At 62.9% G+C, this 15,681-nt stretch carries 17 protein-coding genes; 5 read left to right on the forward strand and 12 right to left on the reverse strand.

The features are described from left to right. Positions 1 to 3: 3 nt before the first annotated feature. The 9 genes from ccoS to MRBLMA1_RS05655 form a co-directional block, all read right to left on the reverse strand. Positions 4 to 144 carry a cbb3-type cytochrome oxidase assembly protein CcoS gene (gene ccoS / locus MRBLMA1_RS05615; protein WP_133654545.1) on the reverse strand — a complete coding sequence of 47 codons (141 nt, stop codon included), beginning with the start codon at positions 142 to 144 and terminating at the stop codon, positions 4 to 6. Next, positions 141 to 2,273, reverse strand: a complete 2,133-nt coding sequence (locus MRBLMA1_RS05620; protein ID WP_363735542.1) for a heavy metal translocating P-type ATPase — start codon at positions 2,271 to 2,273, stop codon at positions 141 to 143. Before MRBLMA1_RS05620 ends, ccoS begins: the two co-directional genes overlap by 4 nt. Next, a complete protein-coding gene (locus MRBLMA1_RS05625) occupies positions 2,273 to 2,719 on the reverse strand; it encodes a FixH family protein (RefSeq protein WP_363735543.1) in 447 nt (148 codons plus the stop codon). The genes MRBLMA1_RS05620 and MRBLMA1_RS05625 overlap by 1 nt, the downstream gene beginning before the upstream one ends. Positions 2,720 to 2,721: 2 nt before the next feature. Further along, on the reverse strand, positions 2,722 to 4,152 hold the full coding sequence (gene ccoG, locus MRBLMA1_RS05630) for a cytochrome c oxidase accessory protein CcoG (protein ID WP_363735545.1): 1,431 nt from the start codon (positions 4,150 to 4,152) through the stop codon (positions 2,722 to 2,724). Positions 4,153 to 4,257: 105 nt separating this feature from the next. Further along, on the reverse strand, positions 4,258 to 5,181 hold the full coding sequence (gene ccoP, locus MRBLMA1_RS05635; RefSeq protein WP_363735546.1) for a cytochrome-c oxidase, cbb3-type subunit III: 924 nt from the start codon (positions 5,179 to 5,181) through the stop codon (positions 4,258 to 4,260). Further along, positions 5,174 to 5,344, reverse strand: coding sequence for a cbb3-type cytochrome c oxidase subunit 3 (locus MRBLMA1_RS05640; protein WP_363735548.1), 171 nt, complete (start codon positions 5,342 to 5,344; stop codon positions 5,174 to 5,176). Before MRBLMA1_RS05640 ends, ccoP begins: the two co-directional genes overlap by 8 nt. Beyond that, complete coding sequence (gene ccoO / locus MRBLMA1_RS05645; RefSeq protein WP_363735549.1) at positions 5,341 to 6,087, reverse strand: cytochrome-c oxidase, cbb3-type subunit II; 747 nt, start codon at positions 6,085 to 6,087, stop codon at positions 5,341 to 5,343. The genes MRBLMA1_RS05640 and ccoO overlap by 4 nt, the downstream gene beginning before the upstream one ends. Positions 6,088 to 6,099: 12 nt before the next feature. Continuing rightward, positions 6,100 to 7,758, reverse strand: a complete 1,659-nt coding sequence (gene ccoN / locus MRBLMA1_RS05650) for a cytochrome-c oxidase, cbb3-type subunit I (protein ID WP_363735550.1) — start codon at positions 7,756 to 7,758, stop codon at positions 6,100 to 6,102. 271 nt (positions 7,759 to 8,029) lie between these two features. Beyond that, positions 8,030 to 8,797: a Crp/Fnr family transcriptional regulator gene (locus MRBLMA1_RS05655; protein WP_363735552.1), complete on the reverse strand. Its 768-nt coding sequence runs from the start codon at positions 8,795 to 8,797 to the stop codon at positions 8,030 to 8,032. Between the two features lie 145 nt (positions 8,798 to 8,942). Between MRBLMA1_RS05655 and MRBLMA1_RS05660 the strand changes: the two genes are divergently transcribed. Next, positions 8,943 to 9,305: a hypothetical protein gene (locus tag MRBLMA1_RS05660; RefSeq protein WP_363735553.1), complete on the forward strand. Its 363-nt coding sequence runs from the start codon at positions 8,943 to 8,945 to the stop codon at positions 9,303 to 9,305. Between the two features lie 3 nt (positions 9,306 to 9,308). Here the strand turns inward: MRBLMA1_RS05660 and MRBLMA1_RS05665 are convergent, their stop codons facing one another. Further along, positions 9,309 to 9,971, reverse strand: coding sequence for an OmpW/AlkL family protein (locus MRBLMA1_RS05665; protein ID WP_363735554.1), 663 nt, complete (start codon positions 9,969 to 9,971; stop codon positions 9,309 to 9,311). Positions 9,972 to 10,103: 132 nt separating this feature from the next. Here MRBLMA1_RS05665 and hemN point away from each other — a divergent pair, with 132 nt between their 5' ends. Both hemN and MRBLMA1_RS05675 read left to right on the forward strand, forming a co-directional pair. After that, positions 10,104 to 11,411 carry an oxygen-independent coproporphyrinogen III oxidase gene (gene hemN / locus MRBLMA1_RS05670; protein WP_363735593.1) on the forward strand — a complete coding sequence of 436 codons (1,308 nt, stop codon included), beginning with the start codon at positions 10,104 to 10,106 and terminating at the stop codon, positions 11,409 to 11,411. Next, positions 11,401 to 11,634, forward strand: a complete 234-nt coding sequence (locus tag MRBLMA1_RS05675; RefSeq protein ID WP_363735556.1) for a hypothetical protein — start codon at positions 11,401 to 11,403, stop codon at positions 11,632 to 11,634. Before hemN ends, MRBLMA1_RS05675 begins: the two co-directional genes overlap by 11 nt. A gap of 105 nt (positions 11,635 to 11,739) precedes the next feature. Here MRBLMA1_RS05675 and MRBLMA1_RS05680 read toward each other — a convergent pair whose 3' ends face one another. Continuing rightward, positions 11,740 to 12,300 carry an FCD domain-containing protein gene (locus MRBLMA1_RS05680; RefSeq protein ID WP_363735557.1) on the reverse strand — a complete coding sequence of 187 codons (561 nt, stop codon included), beginning with the start codon at positions 12,298 to 12,300 and terminating at the stop codon, positions 11,740 to 11,742. Between the two features lie 552 nt (positions 12,301 to 12,852). Between MRBLMA1_RS05680 and MRBLMA1_RS05685 the strand changes: the two genes are divergently transcribed. Together MRBLMA1_RS05685 and MRBLMA1_RS05690 are read left to right on the forward strand one after the other, a co-directional pair. Then, entirely contained in the window at positions 12,853 to 13,392 is a 540-nt protein-coding gene (locus MRBLMA1_RS05685; RefSeq protein WP_363735559.1) for a hypothetical protein, read from the forward strand. Positions 13,393 to 13,525: 133 nt separating this feature from the next. Further along, a complete protein-coding gene (locus MRBLMA1_RS05690) occupies positions 13,526 to 14,053 on the forward strand; it encodes a hypothetical protein (protein ID WP_363735561.1) in 528 nt (175 codons plus the stop codon). Positions 14,054 to 14,440: 387 nt separating this feature from the next. On the opposite strand, the gene MRBLMA1_RS05695 is transcribed toward MRBLMA1_RS05690, so the two are convergent. Next, positions 14,441 to 15,622: an indoleamine 2,3-dioxygenase gene (locus MRBLMA1_RS05695; RefSeq protein WP_363735563.1), complete on the reverse strand. Its 1,182-nt coding sequence runs from the start codon at positions 15,620 to 15,622 to the stop codon at positions 14,441 to 14,443. Positions 15,623 to 15,681 lie beyond the last annotated feature (59 nt).

Below are 15,681 nucleotides of genomic sequence, written 5' to 3' on the forward strand. Positions count from 1 at the left end.
TCCCTATTCCTCGTCGATCAATATCCGCGCCGCGGCGCCTTCGCTGTCATCGAACTGCCCATCCCGCAGCGCCCAGAAAAAGGCGGCGAGGCCGAGCAGCCCGAGGAATAATGCGATCGGGATCAACAGCCCAAGACCCGTCATTTCGCGGCTCCCTTCAAACGCAGCGCATTGGCGATCACGATCAGCGAGGATGTCGACATGGCGATCGCGGCGACCAGCGGCGTGACCTTGCCCGCCACGGCCAGCGGCACCGCCAGCACATTATAGCCGATCGCCAGCGCGAAATTCTGCTTCACCACGGCAATCGTCCGGCGCGCCGCCCGAACCGTCACAGCCACGGGCGCCAGCCTGTCGCCCAGGAACACGGCATCGGCCGTCAACTGGCTCGCATCGCTGGCAGAGGCCGGAGCCATGCTGGCATGGCCCGCCGCCAGCGCCGGACCATCATTCAGTCCGTCACCCACCATCAACACCTTTTCGCCTCGCGCCTGTAATCGCCCGACCAGCGCCAGCTTATCCGCCGGCCGCAGATGGCCGACCGCAGTCGTGCCCGTTGCGCGGGCGATCTCTTCGAGCGCTTCGGGACGATCCCCGCTGGCGATCAGCGTCTTGAGGCCAATGGAGCGCAGCTCTCTCAGCGTTTCGACCGCATCCGGGCGCAGGGCGTCGGTGAAGTGCAGCAGCACCGCACGTTCCCCGGACCGATATTCGCTAGCAAGGCCGAACAGGCTGACGACGCTGCGTGGCCGGGTCAGCGACACCGCCACGCCATCATGATCGGCGAAGACGCCCTCACCCGGAATTTCGCGAATCCGGTCGAGGGATGCCGGAGCGACTTGCCGAGCCTCCAGCGCCTGCCGCAGGGCGTCGCTCAATGGATGACGAGAGACCCTTGCCAGCGCCAGCAGTATCGACTGATCCTCACGCTCCAGGCGGTCGAGCCCTTGCGGAACCGGACGGCCAAGCGTCAACGTTCCGGTCTTGTCGAACAGCGCTTCACTCACCTCCGCCAGCCGCTCCAGCGCCGAGCCGTCCTTCACCAGTACGCCGCGCCGCATCAGCGCGCCGCATGCGACGATCTGCGCCGCCGGCACGGCAAGGCCCAGCGCGCAGGGACAGGTGATCAGCAGCACGGCCACCGCGATCAGCAGCGCCTGATGCGCGCCCGCACCCGCAATCATCCACCCCGCAAAGGACAGCGCGGCAAGCAGATGGACGCAGGGCGCATAATAGCGCGCGGCCCGGTCTGCGATCTGGACATGGCGGGATTTCCCCTGCCCCGCTTCCTCCATCAGGCGCGCGATGTCGGCGATCACCGTGTCGGCCCCGGCCGCCGTCACCTCCACCGTGATCGGCCCTTCTACATTCATCGCCCCCGCCTGCACAACGTCGCCGGCGCGCACGCGGACGGGCGCGCTTTCGCCGGTCAGGAAAGCGAGGTCGATGCCGCTTTCTCCCTCGGCCACGCGCCCATCCGCAGCCAGCCTCTCGCCCGCCGCGACGATCATGCGCATGCCTGGACGCAGCGCACTCGCCGCCGTCCACCCGCTGCGGCCGCCTGCGTCCAGCACCAGCGCCCCCGGCGCCGTCTGCTTCAGCAGCGCCGCCACGCCAGCGCGTGCGCGCGCCCGTATCATGCTGTCGAGGCAGCGCCCCGCCAACAGGAAGAAGAGCAGCATCACCGCTCCGTCGAACCAGGCATGTTCGCCGCCCCTTAGGGTTTCGAACAGGCTCATGGCTGTCGTCAGCAGCACGCCGATGCTGATTGGCACGTCCATGTTCGTCCGCCCCTGCCGCAATGCCGCCCAAGCCGAACGGAAGAAGGGCCGGCCCGCATAAGCAACGGCCGGCAATGCGATCAGCGCCGAAAGCCAATGGAACATCGTCCGCGTGGCCCCTTCGGCCCCGGACCAGATGGACACCGACAGCAGCATGATGTTCATCGCCGCGAAGCCCGCCACGGCGAGCGCGCGGACGAGCACCCTGCCCTCTGCGGCCGCGACGTCCTGGCCCGGATCGACAAGCGGCTCCGCATCGAAACCCAGCGCGACGATGGCTGCCTTCAGTTCCGGCGGAGTCAGCGCGGGATCGTGGCTGATCGCGACCCGCTTTGCGCTCATGTTCACGCGCGCGGAGCGGATGCCGGGGGTCTGCGACAAGCCATTCTCGATCTTCGAGATGCACCCGGCGCAGTGAATGCCGGGCACCGCGAACAGGCTTTCCTTCGCTTCAACCGGAGGGGCCTCGACAAGAGCAGGCTGGCTTGCCATCAGTCGATCTCCCGCAGCAGATGTTCTTCCCCGCCGCCGTGGCGAATGTCGAAGCGCAACTGCCACCGCCCGGCGGGCAAGGCGTGGTCGCTCACATAAAGTCCCGGCGCGGCCTCACGCAGGCTCAACATGATGTCCGGCGCGCGTCCCAGCGGATGTTGCGCCACCGCCTGCATCTGCGCACCGCGCACGTTCAGCTCCATCCGCACATGGCGCGCGGCGTCCAGCTCCACCCGGTCACGCCAACCCAGCTTCTCCTGCGCGCGCGCCTGCGCCAGCCAGCCATTGAACTTCTGGCTGGCGACATAGCTGTTCTCCACCACCACGCCACCGAAGGACCGCACCGCGATCGTCGCCATCAGCATGTTCACGGCGATGACGACGGAAAAGCTGGCGACGAGTATCGCGGTCATGTGCCAGCCGGTGAATGGACGGGCGTGTTTCATGTTCATGGCCTTTCGAAACGAGCATCTTCGCTGTCGCCGCCGCCTTCACGGTCGAGAGCGCGTACGGTGAAACGGAAATCCTGCCGCACCGGACCTGCGGCAGGCAGGGTCAGGAAGAGGCGCAGCTTCGTCACGCTGTCGGCAGCGACGGCCGCACGCACGGCGTCGCTCGCCTTCTCCCGCGATCCGGCGTCCGTCCAGATCTTTGCGCCGGGCAGATCGGCTACGCGCACTTCCACGTCGCGCCGGCGCGTTTCCATATTGCGCAGCTTCACCGTATAGGCGTTGCGGATCGCGCCGTCCGACAGGCGCACGAAAATCGGGTTGCGATCCTGCTGCGCGCTGATGTCCAGCCGCGTGCGCGCACCCAGCGCGAACAGCATCGCCGCGCCAATGCTCGCCCAGATCGCGAAATAGGCGATGGTGCGCGGGCGGAACAGGGTCCTCAGCACCGACCGGGGCGGCTCACCCTTCTTCTCCGCCTCCGCATCCTCTTCCGTGCAATAATCGATCAGGCCGCGCGGGCGGTCGACCTGCGTCATCACCTTGTCGCACGCATCGATGCACAGGGCACAGGTGATACAGCCGATCTGCGGCCCTTCGCGAATGTCGATGCCGGTGGGGCAGACCGCGACGCACTGGTTGCAATCGATGCAGTCGCCAAATTCGCCGGGATGCGCCTGCGCCTTCTTCAGGCTGCCGCGCTGCTCGCCGCGCCACGCCTTGTAGGTGACGACCAGCGATTTTTCATCGAGCATCGCCGTCTGGATACGCGGCCATGGGCACATATAGATGCACACCTGCTCGCGCATGAAGCCGCCCAGGATGAAGGTGGTGGCGGTCAGCACCGCTACTGTCCCATAGGCGACCGGCGCTGCCGTGCCGCTCCAGAACTGCTGCTGCAAAGTCGGCGCATCGGCGAAGTAGAAAATCCATGCACCACCGGTAATGAATGCAATCGCCAGCCACACGGACCATTTGGCAAGCCGCCGGGCTAGCTTGGCCAGTGCCCACGGCGCCTTTGCCAGCTTCAACTGCGCATTGCGGTCGCCATCGATGAAGCGTTCGACATGCTGGTACAGATCGGTCCACACTGTCTGCGGGCAGGCATAGCCGCACCAGGCGCGGCCCACGGCGGAGGTGACGAGAAACAGGCCGATCCCCGCCATGATGAGCAACCCTGCCACATAATAAAATTCATGAGGCCAGATCTCGATCGAGAACATGTAGAAACGCCGATGGGCGAGGTCGACCAGCACCGCCTGATCAGGTGCATAGGGGCCACGATCCCACCGCAGCCACGGCGTCACCCAGTAAATGCCGAGCGTCACCGCCATGATCGCCCACTTAAGACGGCGGTAAAACCCATCCACGGCCTTGGGATAGACGCCCTGGCGCTTTTCGTAGAGCGACGGCGAGCCGGACGTCAGCATGACCGCCTCCCGGCCGCCGTCCCAGGCTTGGTCCCGGATCCCGCTTCTCCTTCGCACCCATCGTCAAAGGCAGCGGAACCCCGCATCAAGTCCGGGGGGCGCCTGCTATCGTCCGGCATCGCCCTGCACCTTATCCGCAGCAACCTTCGCCGGTGCGGTCTCGCCGCCACCCAGGCTGTGCACATAGACCGCCAGCATCCGGATCGTCGCCTTGTCCAGCTTGTCGTCCCAGCGCGGCATCACGCCATGGCGGCTGTTCCACACGGTTTCATGGATGGTGTCCACGTCACCACCATAGAGCCAGATCGCGTCCGTCAGGTTCGGCGCACCAACCTCACGATTCCCCTTCCCCGCCGGACCATGGCACACCGCGCAATTGTCGGCGAAGACCTTGGCCCCACGCTGTGACGCCGGGCTGCGGCGGTCCTGCCCGCTGATTACTCGCACATGCGCAACCACGTCATCGACCTGCGCCGCCGTCAGCAACTGGTCCTTGCCGAAGGCTGGCATCAGCGACTGGCGGGTCGTGGCATGGTCGGGATTGCGGACGCCATCCGTAATGGTCTTCTCGATCATGGGAAGATCACCACCCCACAACCAGTCGTCGTCATTCAGGTTGGGATAGCCCTTCGACCCCGCCGCGCCCGATCCGTGGCATTGCACGCAATGCACGCGAAAGGCCGCGCGCCCGCCTTCCACTGCCGCCTGCATCAGCTGCGGCCGTGTCGGCAGCACCTCTATGGACGTGTCGGCGATCGCCTGCCGCACCGGCGCGATCTGCGCTTCCCGCGCCGCCAGTTCCTTGTCCAGTGCGCCCCGGCTGGACCAGCCCAGAACGCCGGCGGTCGCCCGATGCAGCATCGGCAACGCCGGATAGGCGATCACATAGCCAATCGCGAACAGGATCGTTGCATAGAATGTCCACAGCCACCATCGCGGCAGGGGCGTGTCCAGTTCCTGGATGCCGTCCCATTCATGATGCTTTATTTCCGTGCCGGTGGCGGCGTCGATCCGCTTGTCATCAGCCATGATCGGCCTCCGCATGATCAGTCTCGAAAATGGCGAGCGCGGCTTCCCTGCTATGCTCGCGTCCCTTGGGCCGGAAATGCCAGCCGATCAGCACGGCATAGCTCGCCCCCATGAAGACCAGTCCCCAGCTGTCGGCGAAATGCCGCAAGGCGTCGTAGCTCATCGTTCGACCTCCTGCGGCCTGGCGCTTTCCACATCGACCAGCGTGCCCAGCATCTGGAGATAGGCGACCAGTGCATCCATCTCCGTCACCTTGCCGGGATCACCATCGAAATCCCGCGCCTGCGCCTTGGGATAGCGCTTGATCATGTCCTTGGCGTCGGCGTCGGGATCGGCCTGCGCCTTCAGGTCGTCATTGGCCTTGACGATGTCATCCTTGCTGTAGGGCACGCCGACGTCGGTCAGCGCGGTCAGGTCCTTGCGCATGTCCGCTGGCTTCAATTCCCGCTCGGCCAGGAATGCATAGCCCGGCATGATCGACTCCGGCACCACCGCGCGCGGGTCCTTCAGATGCTGGACATGCCACTCATCGGAATATTTGCCGCCCACGCGGGCCAGGTCCGGCCCGGTGCGCTTGGAACCCCATTGGAAGGGATGGTCGTACATGCTCTCGGCCGCCAGGCTGTAATGGCCATAGCGTTCCGTCTCATCCCGGAAGGGACGGACCATCTGGCTGTGACAATTATAGCAGCCTTCGCGGATGTAGATGTTCCGCCCTGTCAATTCCAATGGCGTATAAGGGCGCATCCCGTCTACCTTCTCGATGGTGTTGTCGATCCAGAATAGCGGCGCGATCTCTACAATTCCGCCGATGGCGACTACGATCAGAGACGCGATGCCCAGCAAAGAGACATTGCGCTCCAGTCTGCCATGATCCCAGAACTTGCTCTTGGTCTTGCTCGTCATGTCTTTTGGTCCTTAAGCCGGCTGGGCAACAAGCGGCCGATCCACCGCCGGATCATAAGCCACGTCACTCATCGGCTTCTCCGCGCGCAGTGGGCTGCCCGCGATGGTCTTGCCGATATTCCAGGCCATGATGATCGCCCCGGCGAGGTACATGAGGCCTCCCGCCGCGCGGATCAGATACATCGGGAACATGGCGCTCACGACTTCGGAAAAGGCATAGACGAGGTAGCCGTCGCTGCCATATTCGCGCCACATCAGCCCCTGCATGATGCCCGCCACCCACATTGACGAAGCGTAGAGGACGATGCCCAGCGTCGCGAGCCAGAAGTGCCAGTTGACGAGGCGCAGGCTGTAAAGCCGGTCCCGCTTCCACAGACGCGGCGTCAGATAATAGAGGCAGGCGAAGGTGATGAGGCCGTTCCACCCCAGCGCGCCCGAATGGACATGGCCGATCGTCCAGTCGGTATAGTGCGACAGGCTGTTCACGGCCTTCACCGACATCATGGGCCCTTCGAAGGTGCTCATCCCGTAGAAGGCCAGCGCCATCACCATCATGCGGATGATCGGATCGGTGCGGATGCGGTCCCACGCGCCATTCAGCGTCATCAGGCCGTTGATCATCCCGCCCCAGCTCGGCATCCACAGCATGACCGAAAACACCATGCCCAGGGTCTGCGCCCAATCGGGCAGGGCCGTGTAATGAAGATGGTGCGGACCTGCCCAAATATAGAGGAAGATCAGCGACCAGAAGTGGATGATAGACAGCCGATAGCTGTAGACCGGCCGTTCCGCCTGCTTGGGCACGAAATAATACATCATGGCCAGGAAACCGGCGGTCAGGAAGAAACCGACCGCATTATGCCCGTACCACCATTGCGTCAGCGCATCCTGTACCCCCGCGAAAGCACTGTAGCTCTTGGAACCAAGCAGGCTGACCGGCATCGACAGGTTGTTGACGATGTGCAGCATTGCGATCGTCAGGATGAAACTCAAGTAAAACCAGTTCGCCACATAGATGTGCGGCTCGCTGCGGCGCAGGATCGTGCCGCCAAAGACGATCAGGTAAGCGACCCAGACGATCGTCAGCCAGATATCGACATACCATTCCGGCTCGGCATATTCGCGTCCTTCGGTAATGCCCATGACATAGCCGGTGGCGGCCAGCACGATGAACAATTGATATCCCCAGAACACGAACCGCGCGAGCGAGGGGAAGGCAAGCCGCGCCCGACAGGTGCGCTGCACCACATAGAAGCTGGTCGCGATCAGCGCGTTGCCGCCAAAGGCAAAGATCACGGCTGAAGTATGCAGCGGCCGCAATCGCCCGAAGCTCGTATATTCGATGCCAAGGTTCAGGGCGGGAAAGGCGAGCTGCAAGGCGATGTAGAGCCCCGCGAGAAACCCCGCCAATCCCCAGAATACGGTCGCGATCACGCCCCAGCGGATCGGATCGTCATCATATTTCCCCTGATCGGTGGGCATCTTCACCAGACCACGCGCGATGCTTGCGTAATCGGCGCCGCCGATCGTCACCACCGCCATCAGCAGCGCCGCCGCGCAGGCAATGCCCATATGGACGGCAAATCCGTTGTCCACGGCCATCAGCGACGCCAGAAAGGCGATGACGGCCAGCGCGAACCAGCCGCCCGATTTCAATAATAGTTGATCCATCGGATCCCCCCGCGAAAACTTGTCTGCGGCGCCCTTCCGCAGGGGCCGTCTTCGTGAACCAACCTCTGTCAAAGGCGGGGCGGCAGGTATGTAGGGGAATGTCCGTAGACGGACTGTCGCCACCCCTTCCCCCAGGGCTTGGGTCCACCCGCCCTGGAGCAAGCCGGCACGCTTGAGAAACGCTGACAGGGCTAACCGTTTCTCGCCCTTGCTCGAAGCGGACGGAAGACGGCAGAACGGTTTGACGCCACAGGCGCTCTAAAACCGGGGTTCACTCCCCCTCGGCCATGCTCTCCAGCCGATCGGCAGCACAGATCCGGACGCCCCGCCGCCCGGCGAGCGCGATCACGCCCAGCCGCTTCATGTCGCTGAACTGGCGCGAGACCGTCTCTATCGTCAGCCCCAGAATATCCGCGATCTGCTGGCGCGACAAAAGCAGGTCGATCGCGCCGCTCGGGTCCGCGCGCAGCCGCCGGCTCATGTCCAGCAGGAAGGATGCAACCTTCTCCCGCGCATTCTTGCGCCCGAGCAACAGCATCCAGCCGCGTGTCCGGTCAAGATCGTCCAAGGTCCGCTGCAGCAGCCGATGCTCCAATTGCGGGTGCCGGCGCGCAAAGCCATCGAAAGCGCCGCGTGGGTAAAGGCACAGCCGCGCATCGGTCAGCGCCGTGACGCTATGCGGCGTCCGCGCGCCAAAGGGTCGCCCGATGAAATCCGACGCATAGACCACGCCGACGATCTGCTCGCGTCCGTCGCCTGTCGATGTCGCGAGCTTCAACGTGCCTTCGATCACATTGGCGACGACCATGCTGTCGTCGCCCTCCCACATCACCGTCTGCCCGGCCTGCACCGTCACGCGCCGGCCGATCCGGTTGAGCGCCGCCCGCTCCTCCGGATCAAGGTCGGCGCAGATCGCCTGATCGCGCACCTCGCACCGATCGCAATAACCAGCCGCGCAGCCTCCGGAGACCGGAGTCATCATCGCCGCCATCTCGGGCCCGCCAGACGCCTTTTGCGCCAGATCAAATTGCATATCCATGCCCGCTGCATGCCGCCGTGCGGGTTCCGGACCTATCCGTAATTGTCCCTAGGGCCCTATCCGTCAGCACATTGAACCGCGCCGGCCACCACGGTCCGGAATAGTCCTTATATTCTTGCGAGCAGAAAGATCCGATCTGGATGGCATGACATGGACGACCATACGCCTCGAACTTGCCCGGACCGCCGATTTCCCCAATGGATCGGCGGCGCGCAGCTATGTGATGCGCCTGCCGCTTGGCGGTGACGGGCTGATCGATGAGCAGGAATATCGCCACCATCCCGAATTGGCGACGGTACGCCGCTTCTGGCCCAATGAACCCGACCGGCATGGATGCCTGCTGCGAACGGCCGACGGTTGGGCGCTGTCCTACCAGCCGGGGGAAGAGGATGACGAAATCCTCTTTCGTCTCGACGCGCACAGCATCAAGCCCGGCAGCTATCTGACCCTGACGGAGCCAGATGGCGAGCGCCTGCCCTTCATCGTGAAGGCGCTCGCCGCGGCCTGAAGTTCAGAGCTTCATGCCGATGCCGACGCCGAACACCAGCGGGTCAAGGTGCACGCGCACCGTCTGCACACCCGCCGCCGTGGTGGACAGCCGCGCCGTCGTATCCATGTCGATATATTTGACGTCGAGGTTGAGGAAGATCTTGTCCGTCAGGTCCAGGTCGACCCCGGCCTGCGCCGCCCAGCCGAAGCTATCCGACATATGAACCCTGGTCGGGCCCACCGCGCCTTTCAACGCATCGGATGCCTTTTCATTGTAGAACAGCGTATAGTTGACGCCCGCGCCGACATAGGGCCGGACCTTGCCATCGGGCAGGAAATGATATTGCGCCGTCAGCGTCGGCGGCAGCACCCAGGTCGAAGCGAGACGGCCGATCGCGCCCGTCGTGCCGCTACGCCCGCTGGCGCTATGCTTGGTGGTCGCGGCGATCAGTTCAAACCCGATATGGTCGCTCGCCATATAGGTCAGGTCGACCTCCGGCATCACGCTGTTGTCGACCTTGACCTTCTCGCCAGGGAAGCCGGGCAGCACGCTTCCACTGCGTTCGTTGGGCGCGACCATGATGCCGCGCACCCGCACCAGCACATCGCCCTGCGCGGCCTGAACTGGTGCCGAAATCGCAGCGCCAACGGCGGCCGCGCCCAGCAGGATAGTCTTGATGGTCATCAGATTGTCTCCGTCCCTGTTGTCGGTGGCCCTGCTCTGCCCCGGCGGACGGCATGCGGCATTGATCCTGCGCAACCAGCAATTTGACCTGCCTCAATGTGTCAGGGGGCAGTCCATGCGATCCGCTCTGCCATGTGGACCTATCACCCCGACCTGCTGGCCCAGCCGGTGCCGCGCTACACCAGCTATCCGACTGCCGCTCAGTTCACGACTGAAGTGGGCGCGGCGGATCTTGCCGCCCGGCTCGATGGGGTCGATGCGAACGCTCCCCTCTCCCTCTATGTCCACATCCCCTATTGCCACGACATATGCTGGTATTGCGGCTGCAACACCGGCGCGGCGAACCGCGCGCACCGCCTGACCGCTTATGTCGAGGCCCTGGAGCGGGAGATCGCCCTTGTCGCGGCACATCTGCGCGGACGTGGCCGGGTGGCGCGCATCGCATTTGGCGGCGGCAGTCCCAATTCGCTGCCACTCGTCGATTTCGTCCGCCTGCTCCAACAGCTGCTTCTCTGTTTTGATGCGCATCAGCCGGAGATTTCCGTCGAACTCGACCCGCGGCGCCTCGATATACAATGGATCGCCACCATGGCGGCGATGGGGATCGGCCGCGTCAACCTTGGCGTGCAGACCTTCACCCCGCATGTTCAGTCCGCCATCGGCCGCATCCAGCCGCTGGACATGGTGGAAAGGACCGCAGATCAGCTTCGGTCGGCCGGAATCGCGACCGGCTTCGACCTCATGTACGGCCTGCCGGGCCAGAGCCTCGATGATCTTGCGGCGACGCTGGAGGCCAGCATCACGATGCGGCCCGCCCGCATAGCCCTGTTCGGCTACGCCCATATGCCCCAGCTCTTGCCGCGCCAGCGCCGCATAGACGGCCGTGCCCTGCCCGATCTCGCCACCCGCTTCGAGATGGCGGCGCAGGGTCATCGCCTTCTCACCGAAGCTGGCTATGATGCGATCGGCTTCGATCATTTCGCCTTGCCGGACGACAGCATCGCCCGCGCTGCCCGCGAGGGCCGTCTTCGCCGCAATTTCCAGGGCTTCACCGATGATCCCGCCGAAATCCTCCTGGGTCTTGGCGCCAGCGCGATCAGCCAGTTCCCGGACCTCATCGTCCAGAATGAAAAGCAGGCGGGGCCCTGGCGCGAACGCGTGGAACGTGGCTCGCTGACCGCCACGCGTGGCACGCTGTGTACCGCCGATGATCGCCGTCGCGGCCGGATCATAGAGGCGATCCTCTGCCGCGGCGAAGCGCATGTGGACGCAATCACGCCAATGCCAGACCTGAAGCGCTTCGAACGGTTGGGCCTTGTCAGGGTAGATGGAGCCGATGTGCGACTGACGCCCGACGCCCTCCCCTATGCCCGCAGCATCGCCGCCACCTTCGACAGCTATCTACGGCCGGCGGAAATGCGGTTCAGCCATGCGGTATAGCGCGGCTGCGCTCGCCGCCCTCGCCTTCGCCAATCTCTCGGTCGGGCAAGTGCCCCATTATGCAGCGCGCTCATTCTATTTCTGCGGCATTGCTCCCCTCGGCTGGACGCCGCCGGGGCAGCACAGGCGACAGGACCAGGATAGAAACATCAGCGCCTGTCACGCGTTGATCGGCGGACGCAGTCGTCCCTTAGGGAAGCGGGCGAAACGGCTGGCCGACTGATAAGGGAGTTGTTCTACCGGCGCAGGCAGAGGAGCCAAAATGAGGCCGTGCGCAGATCGGATCAGCGGCGCCGATGCCTCCCGCCATCCGCATCCTTTCAGCCGTTCAGGGCGTGTTCGTAATCGCTTCGAAGGTCTGGGCGTAGTGATGCTGGAGCAGGGTGATCGCGCGATCGGCGTCGCGATTGATGCATGCATCGACCAGATCGCGATGTTCCTGCAGCTCATTGCGCTCCAGGACCTGCTCCAGCGCGAGAAGGCGATAGCGTTCCGCGGCGTCGAACAACTGGCCGCTGATCCGCTTGATCCACCGGCTGCCGCACCCGCCGATGAGAGCAAGGTGGAAGTCCTTGTGCCGGCTTTCCCATTCGGAACTTTCGCCCTGGCCCGTCTCCCCGCGATGGGTTCGCGACAGATGATGGAGCGCGAGTATGAGATTCTCCTCCCATGCCAGGTCGAACCGATCGATCGATTCACGAATGGCCAGGCCATCGATCCAGCAGCGCGTCTTGACGAGTTCCTTCAGCTCCTCGGCGCTCACCGGCGCGACACGAAAGCCCTTCTGCTCCTCGAGCGCGACGAAGCCTTCTGAAAGGAGCCGGTTGAGCGCTTCCCGAACGGGGCTGCTGGCCGTGTTGAACCGCTTGCGCAGGGCCCAGCGGCCCACTGTGGAAAGCCAAATCGGGCGAAAACCTGACAGAACTACTCGGCGAAGGATTTAAAATCCGCTCCGAGGCGCTCAAAGCCGCATATGCAAAGCGACGGGTCATTTATCAGCAGGCTTATGAAGATCACCTCAACTGGGAATTCACGGAAGCCGAACTCGCCGAAATTGTCGGATTTCTGAGCAAGCCGGTAGGTCGGCATTATCTCGATGGGCGGTGGAGGACGGAGGCCTACACCAATACGAATACAGAAGACTTGGAGGCGGAAATCGTTAGCGAGGCCGCCTCGACGCTGAGTAAATAGGTCAGTCCGCTTTCGCGCGATCCTATCCAAAAGCCGCGGCCCCGCTCTCCACCCATCCCGGCGATTTGGCCGGGTCAAAGGCGTGGCGGGTCGCGCCAGTGCTGCCGGTCCGGTTTGTATCCGCATGCAATCCAACGCCAGAACGGCGCTAATGGGTGGTTTTCCGACAGTCGGGTTTCAGGCTCGACTTTGAGGATAGCTGACCTTTCCAGCCATGCTATCTGGTCCAAACAATGGAGTCAGGTCGGGTATGAACATCCGTGAGTTTCGAGCCTTAACAGACGTGGCTTTTCGCGCTCAGGGTTTTGTCGAGCGGAGGCTAGTAGGCCAGAAGGTTTGGTCGTTGCCTGATGCGGAGGTGATCCGGTTCTTCCAACCCCTCGCATATAGGCGACCTTGGGGTTTTCTCCTCTCGGGTATCCTCGGGATTGAAATCCCGGAGCTTCGGACGTGGCTTGAGCAGCACAAGCCCAACCAAGAAAGCGGCATTTTCCAAGGTTGCTTCGTTGGCTACAATATCGCCAACGATAGCGTGCTTGGCGAGTTCAGATCGCTAATCGACACTCCCGTGCCCGCCGATTTGTGGGCCGGGTTAGTAATGGATCAGCTAGACCAGCTTCCTTCGCGGCTGGATGACCTCATTGACCAATATCGCCGCAACCGCGAACCTCTCGGTTGGCTTGCCCATCCTCATGACCGGTTCACATGGGACTTTCTGCTGCGCTGGCGACAAGACCCCGATCCTACCCTTCACGTCCCAAGAATGTCTCCGACCGGACAGATTGTCTGATAACCGCTTAGAGCGAGCGTACAGCCAACCTTGGATGACCGAGAATGGTCGCGTGCCGCCGGCCGCTTCCCCAAAGCGAACCGGACCGACAGGTTAGCGGTGACGCGAGGCGATTCGCAGGGCTGGAATGACGATGCGGGTGGACAGCGGACTGGCCGATTTCCATATGTGGCACCGTAATAGCTGCCTGTTGTCTTGGCTCCTCAATGTTGTCAGCGTGGGATTTATGCGGATTGAAGCTACCGAATATGAATGCATGCGATCTTGGTTGGGCCATATGGTGCCGAAGGTTTTCGCTGCTGAACTGCTAAATCCTGAAATCCACCCAATCGCCGTGCTTGATCTGATGGCGGCAAAGTCCCCTGCCAAGGCAAGAAGTGGCCTCGGCATGGCAATAGGGGATATTGTGGAATACACGGATGATTGGGCTGCTCCCGATGTGGCGAAGTGCAACAGCGAGCTTTCGGAGAAGGGCTTACCAACGCTGACCGAGGTGAGAGCGCGCTTTTCGAAGGTCGTGCAGCGGGTGGTTCGCCGGGGCCGGATAAAGACCGATGACGAATTTTATGCTCTTCGAAATGCGGTCGAACAACAGGGTATAAACGCAGAGATTTTGTGGCCGCTGCTTGAGGCATATGAAATACAAAGCATGAGCAACTGACCGCTTTCGGGGCGCGCGAACAGGACACTAATGACGGAAATTGGTCGGCGGCCGACCGGCAGCTTTTCCGCTGTCAGATCGACTGCTCATCCCTGGAGGAATGACCGCTTCCTGGAAATGAGAATGAGCCTCCGAACGGCGAAAAGTGGCCCATCGCTGCCACCTTCGACCCTTTTTTGCCATTCAGCTGCCCTTTTTTTTATTTCTAGGGCCGGACTGTCCGGTTTTTCCATTCTACGTGCCAGATCTTATCGACTGCGGAAGAGGGTGCTCGCCGCTGCGGCGACCCGCACTATTTTTGGCCATGCACTCGCTCCAACCAAGTTATTCTTTTCTCAGCCATCCGACAGATGCCCAATGAGCAGAACTTCTCCACTATTTTGAGCTTCATACGTTCTTCAAAAAGTGCCGCTGCGTTTCCTCTCGATGCTTCCGTAGATATGCCATGAATGGCGTGCCTCCAGTCCCCACCGCGCTACTGTTGCCCAAGGCGTCTTTCGCCTGCCGGTGGATATAGTTTGCTGCATATTCGAGGTGGCGGGTACGGAAACGGCCGAGACCGGCAACGCAGCGGTTATAGGCTTCGCGCAGATCGGGCCGCTCTGACGCGGCGACAAAATCACGCAGCCCACTCGCCTTTCGCACACGATCGATGAAGGCGCGGTGCAGCGGCGGGCGATAGGCGTGCAATTCGTCCAGGAAAGAGCGGAGCGGATCCTGCGCATGCTGAATGCCGAGCAGGGCGTCCATGGCAGGCACGATCGAACTTTGGGCTCCCGTCTGGCCGCGAAACAGCTGCGGCACGCCGCCAGCTTCGGCAACGCCCTCATAGATCAGGCCGCCGCCAAGGGCCGGATTGTCTTGCCAGCCGTGAATATAGGGCCGGACACGATGGAAGTAGATGTATGGATCGCACCGCTCCGGCATGCGATCGAATATCCTGTTGATATCATCCCAGCCTGCACTGATCATTGTCAGGCCGCGCTCAGCCGCTCCTGCATCGCCCTGGGCCGCCGCTTCCATGAGAGTGGGGATTTCTGCAAGCATCGCGCCTGCACGCGCCTCGATCGCGACATGAACCATCACGAACCACGCTTCGTCCTGGCCGCCAAGAAAATGCTGGACCATATAAAGATTGCCCAACGCGATGGGGCCTGATCGGTCCAGCCGGTCCCAATTGTCCAACACATAGGCCGAATAAGTGAGCAGTGGCTTCTGTTCGAGCCGCCGGGCGAGCGCCCATATGGGCACCGCCAGCGACGCGGGAAGCGAGGCGGGGGCCACCTCTTCGCCCCACACATAAGCCTGAACCAGAAAGGCATAGCGCACGAAGGCGGTGCGGATCTGATGTTCCGGCGCGTCCGCGCAGAAGGACGTCAGTTCCAGCAGGGGAAGTTGCTCAAGATGAGACCGGATGCGGCCGGTGGGCAACAGGCGTGGCAGATCATGCGCCGCTTCGGCAATCGGAGCCAGATCGCCTGACAGCGAAACGTCAGCCATATCATAGGCACACAAGAAGCCGCGCTGTCTGCTGATGGCGTGATCGGCGATGTCGAGGCTCGGCGTCATAGACTGCCTCCCTCCGTTCGGCGGCCCACACCCTATCTGGGCACGAAATGGGACAAGAC

Source organism: Sphingobium sp. LMA1-1-1.1 (assembly GCF_040676365.1).
In the GTDB taxonomy this organism is placed as follows: Bacteria; Pseudomonadota; Alphaproteobacteria; order Sphingomonadales; family Sphingomonadaceae; genus Sphingobium.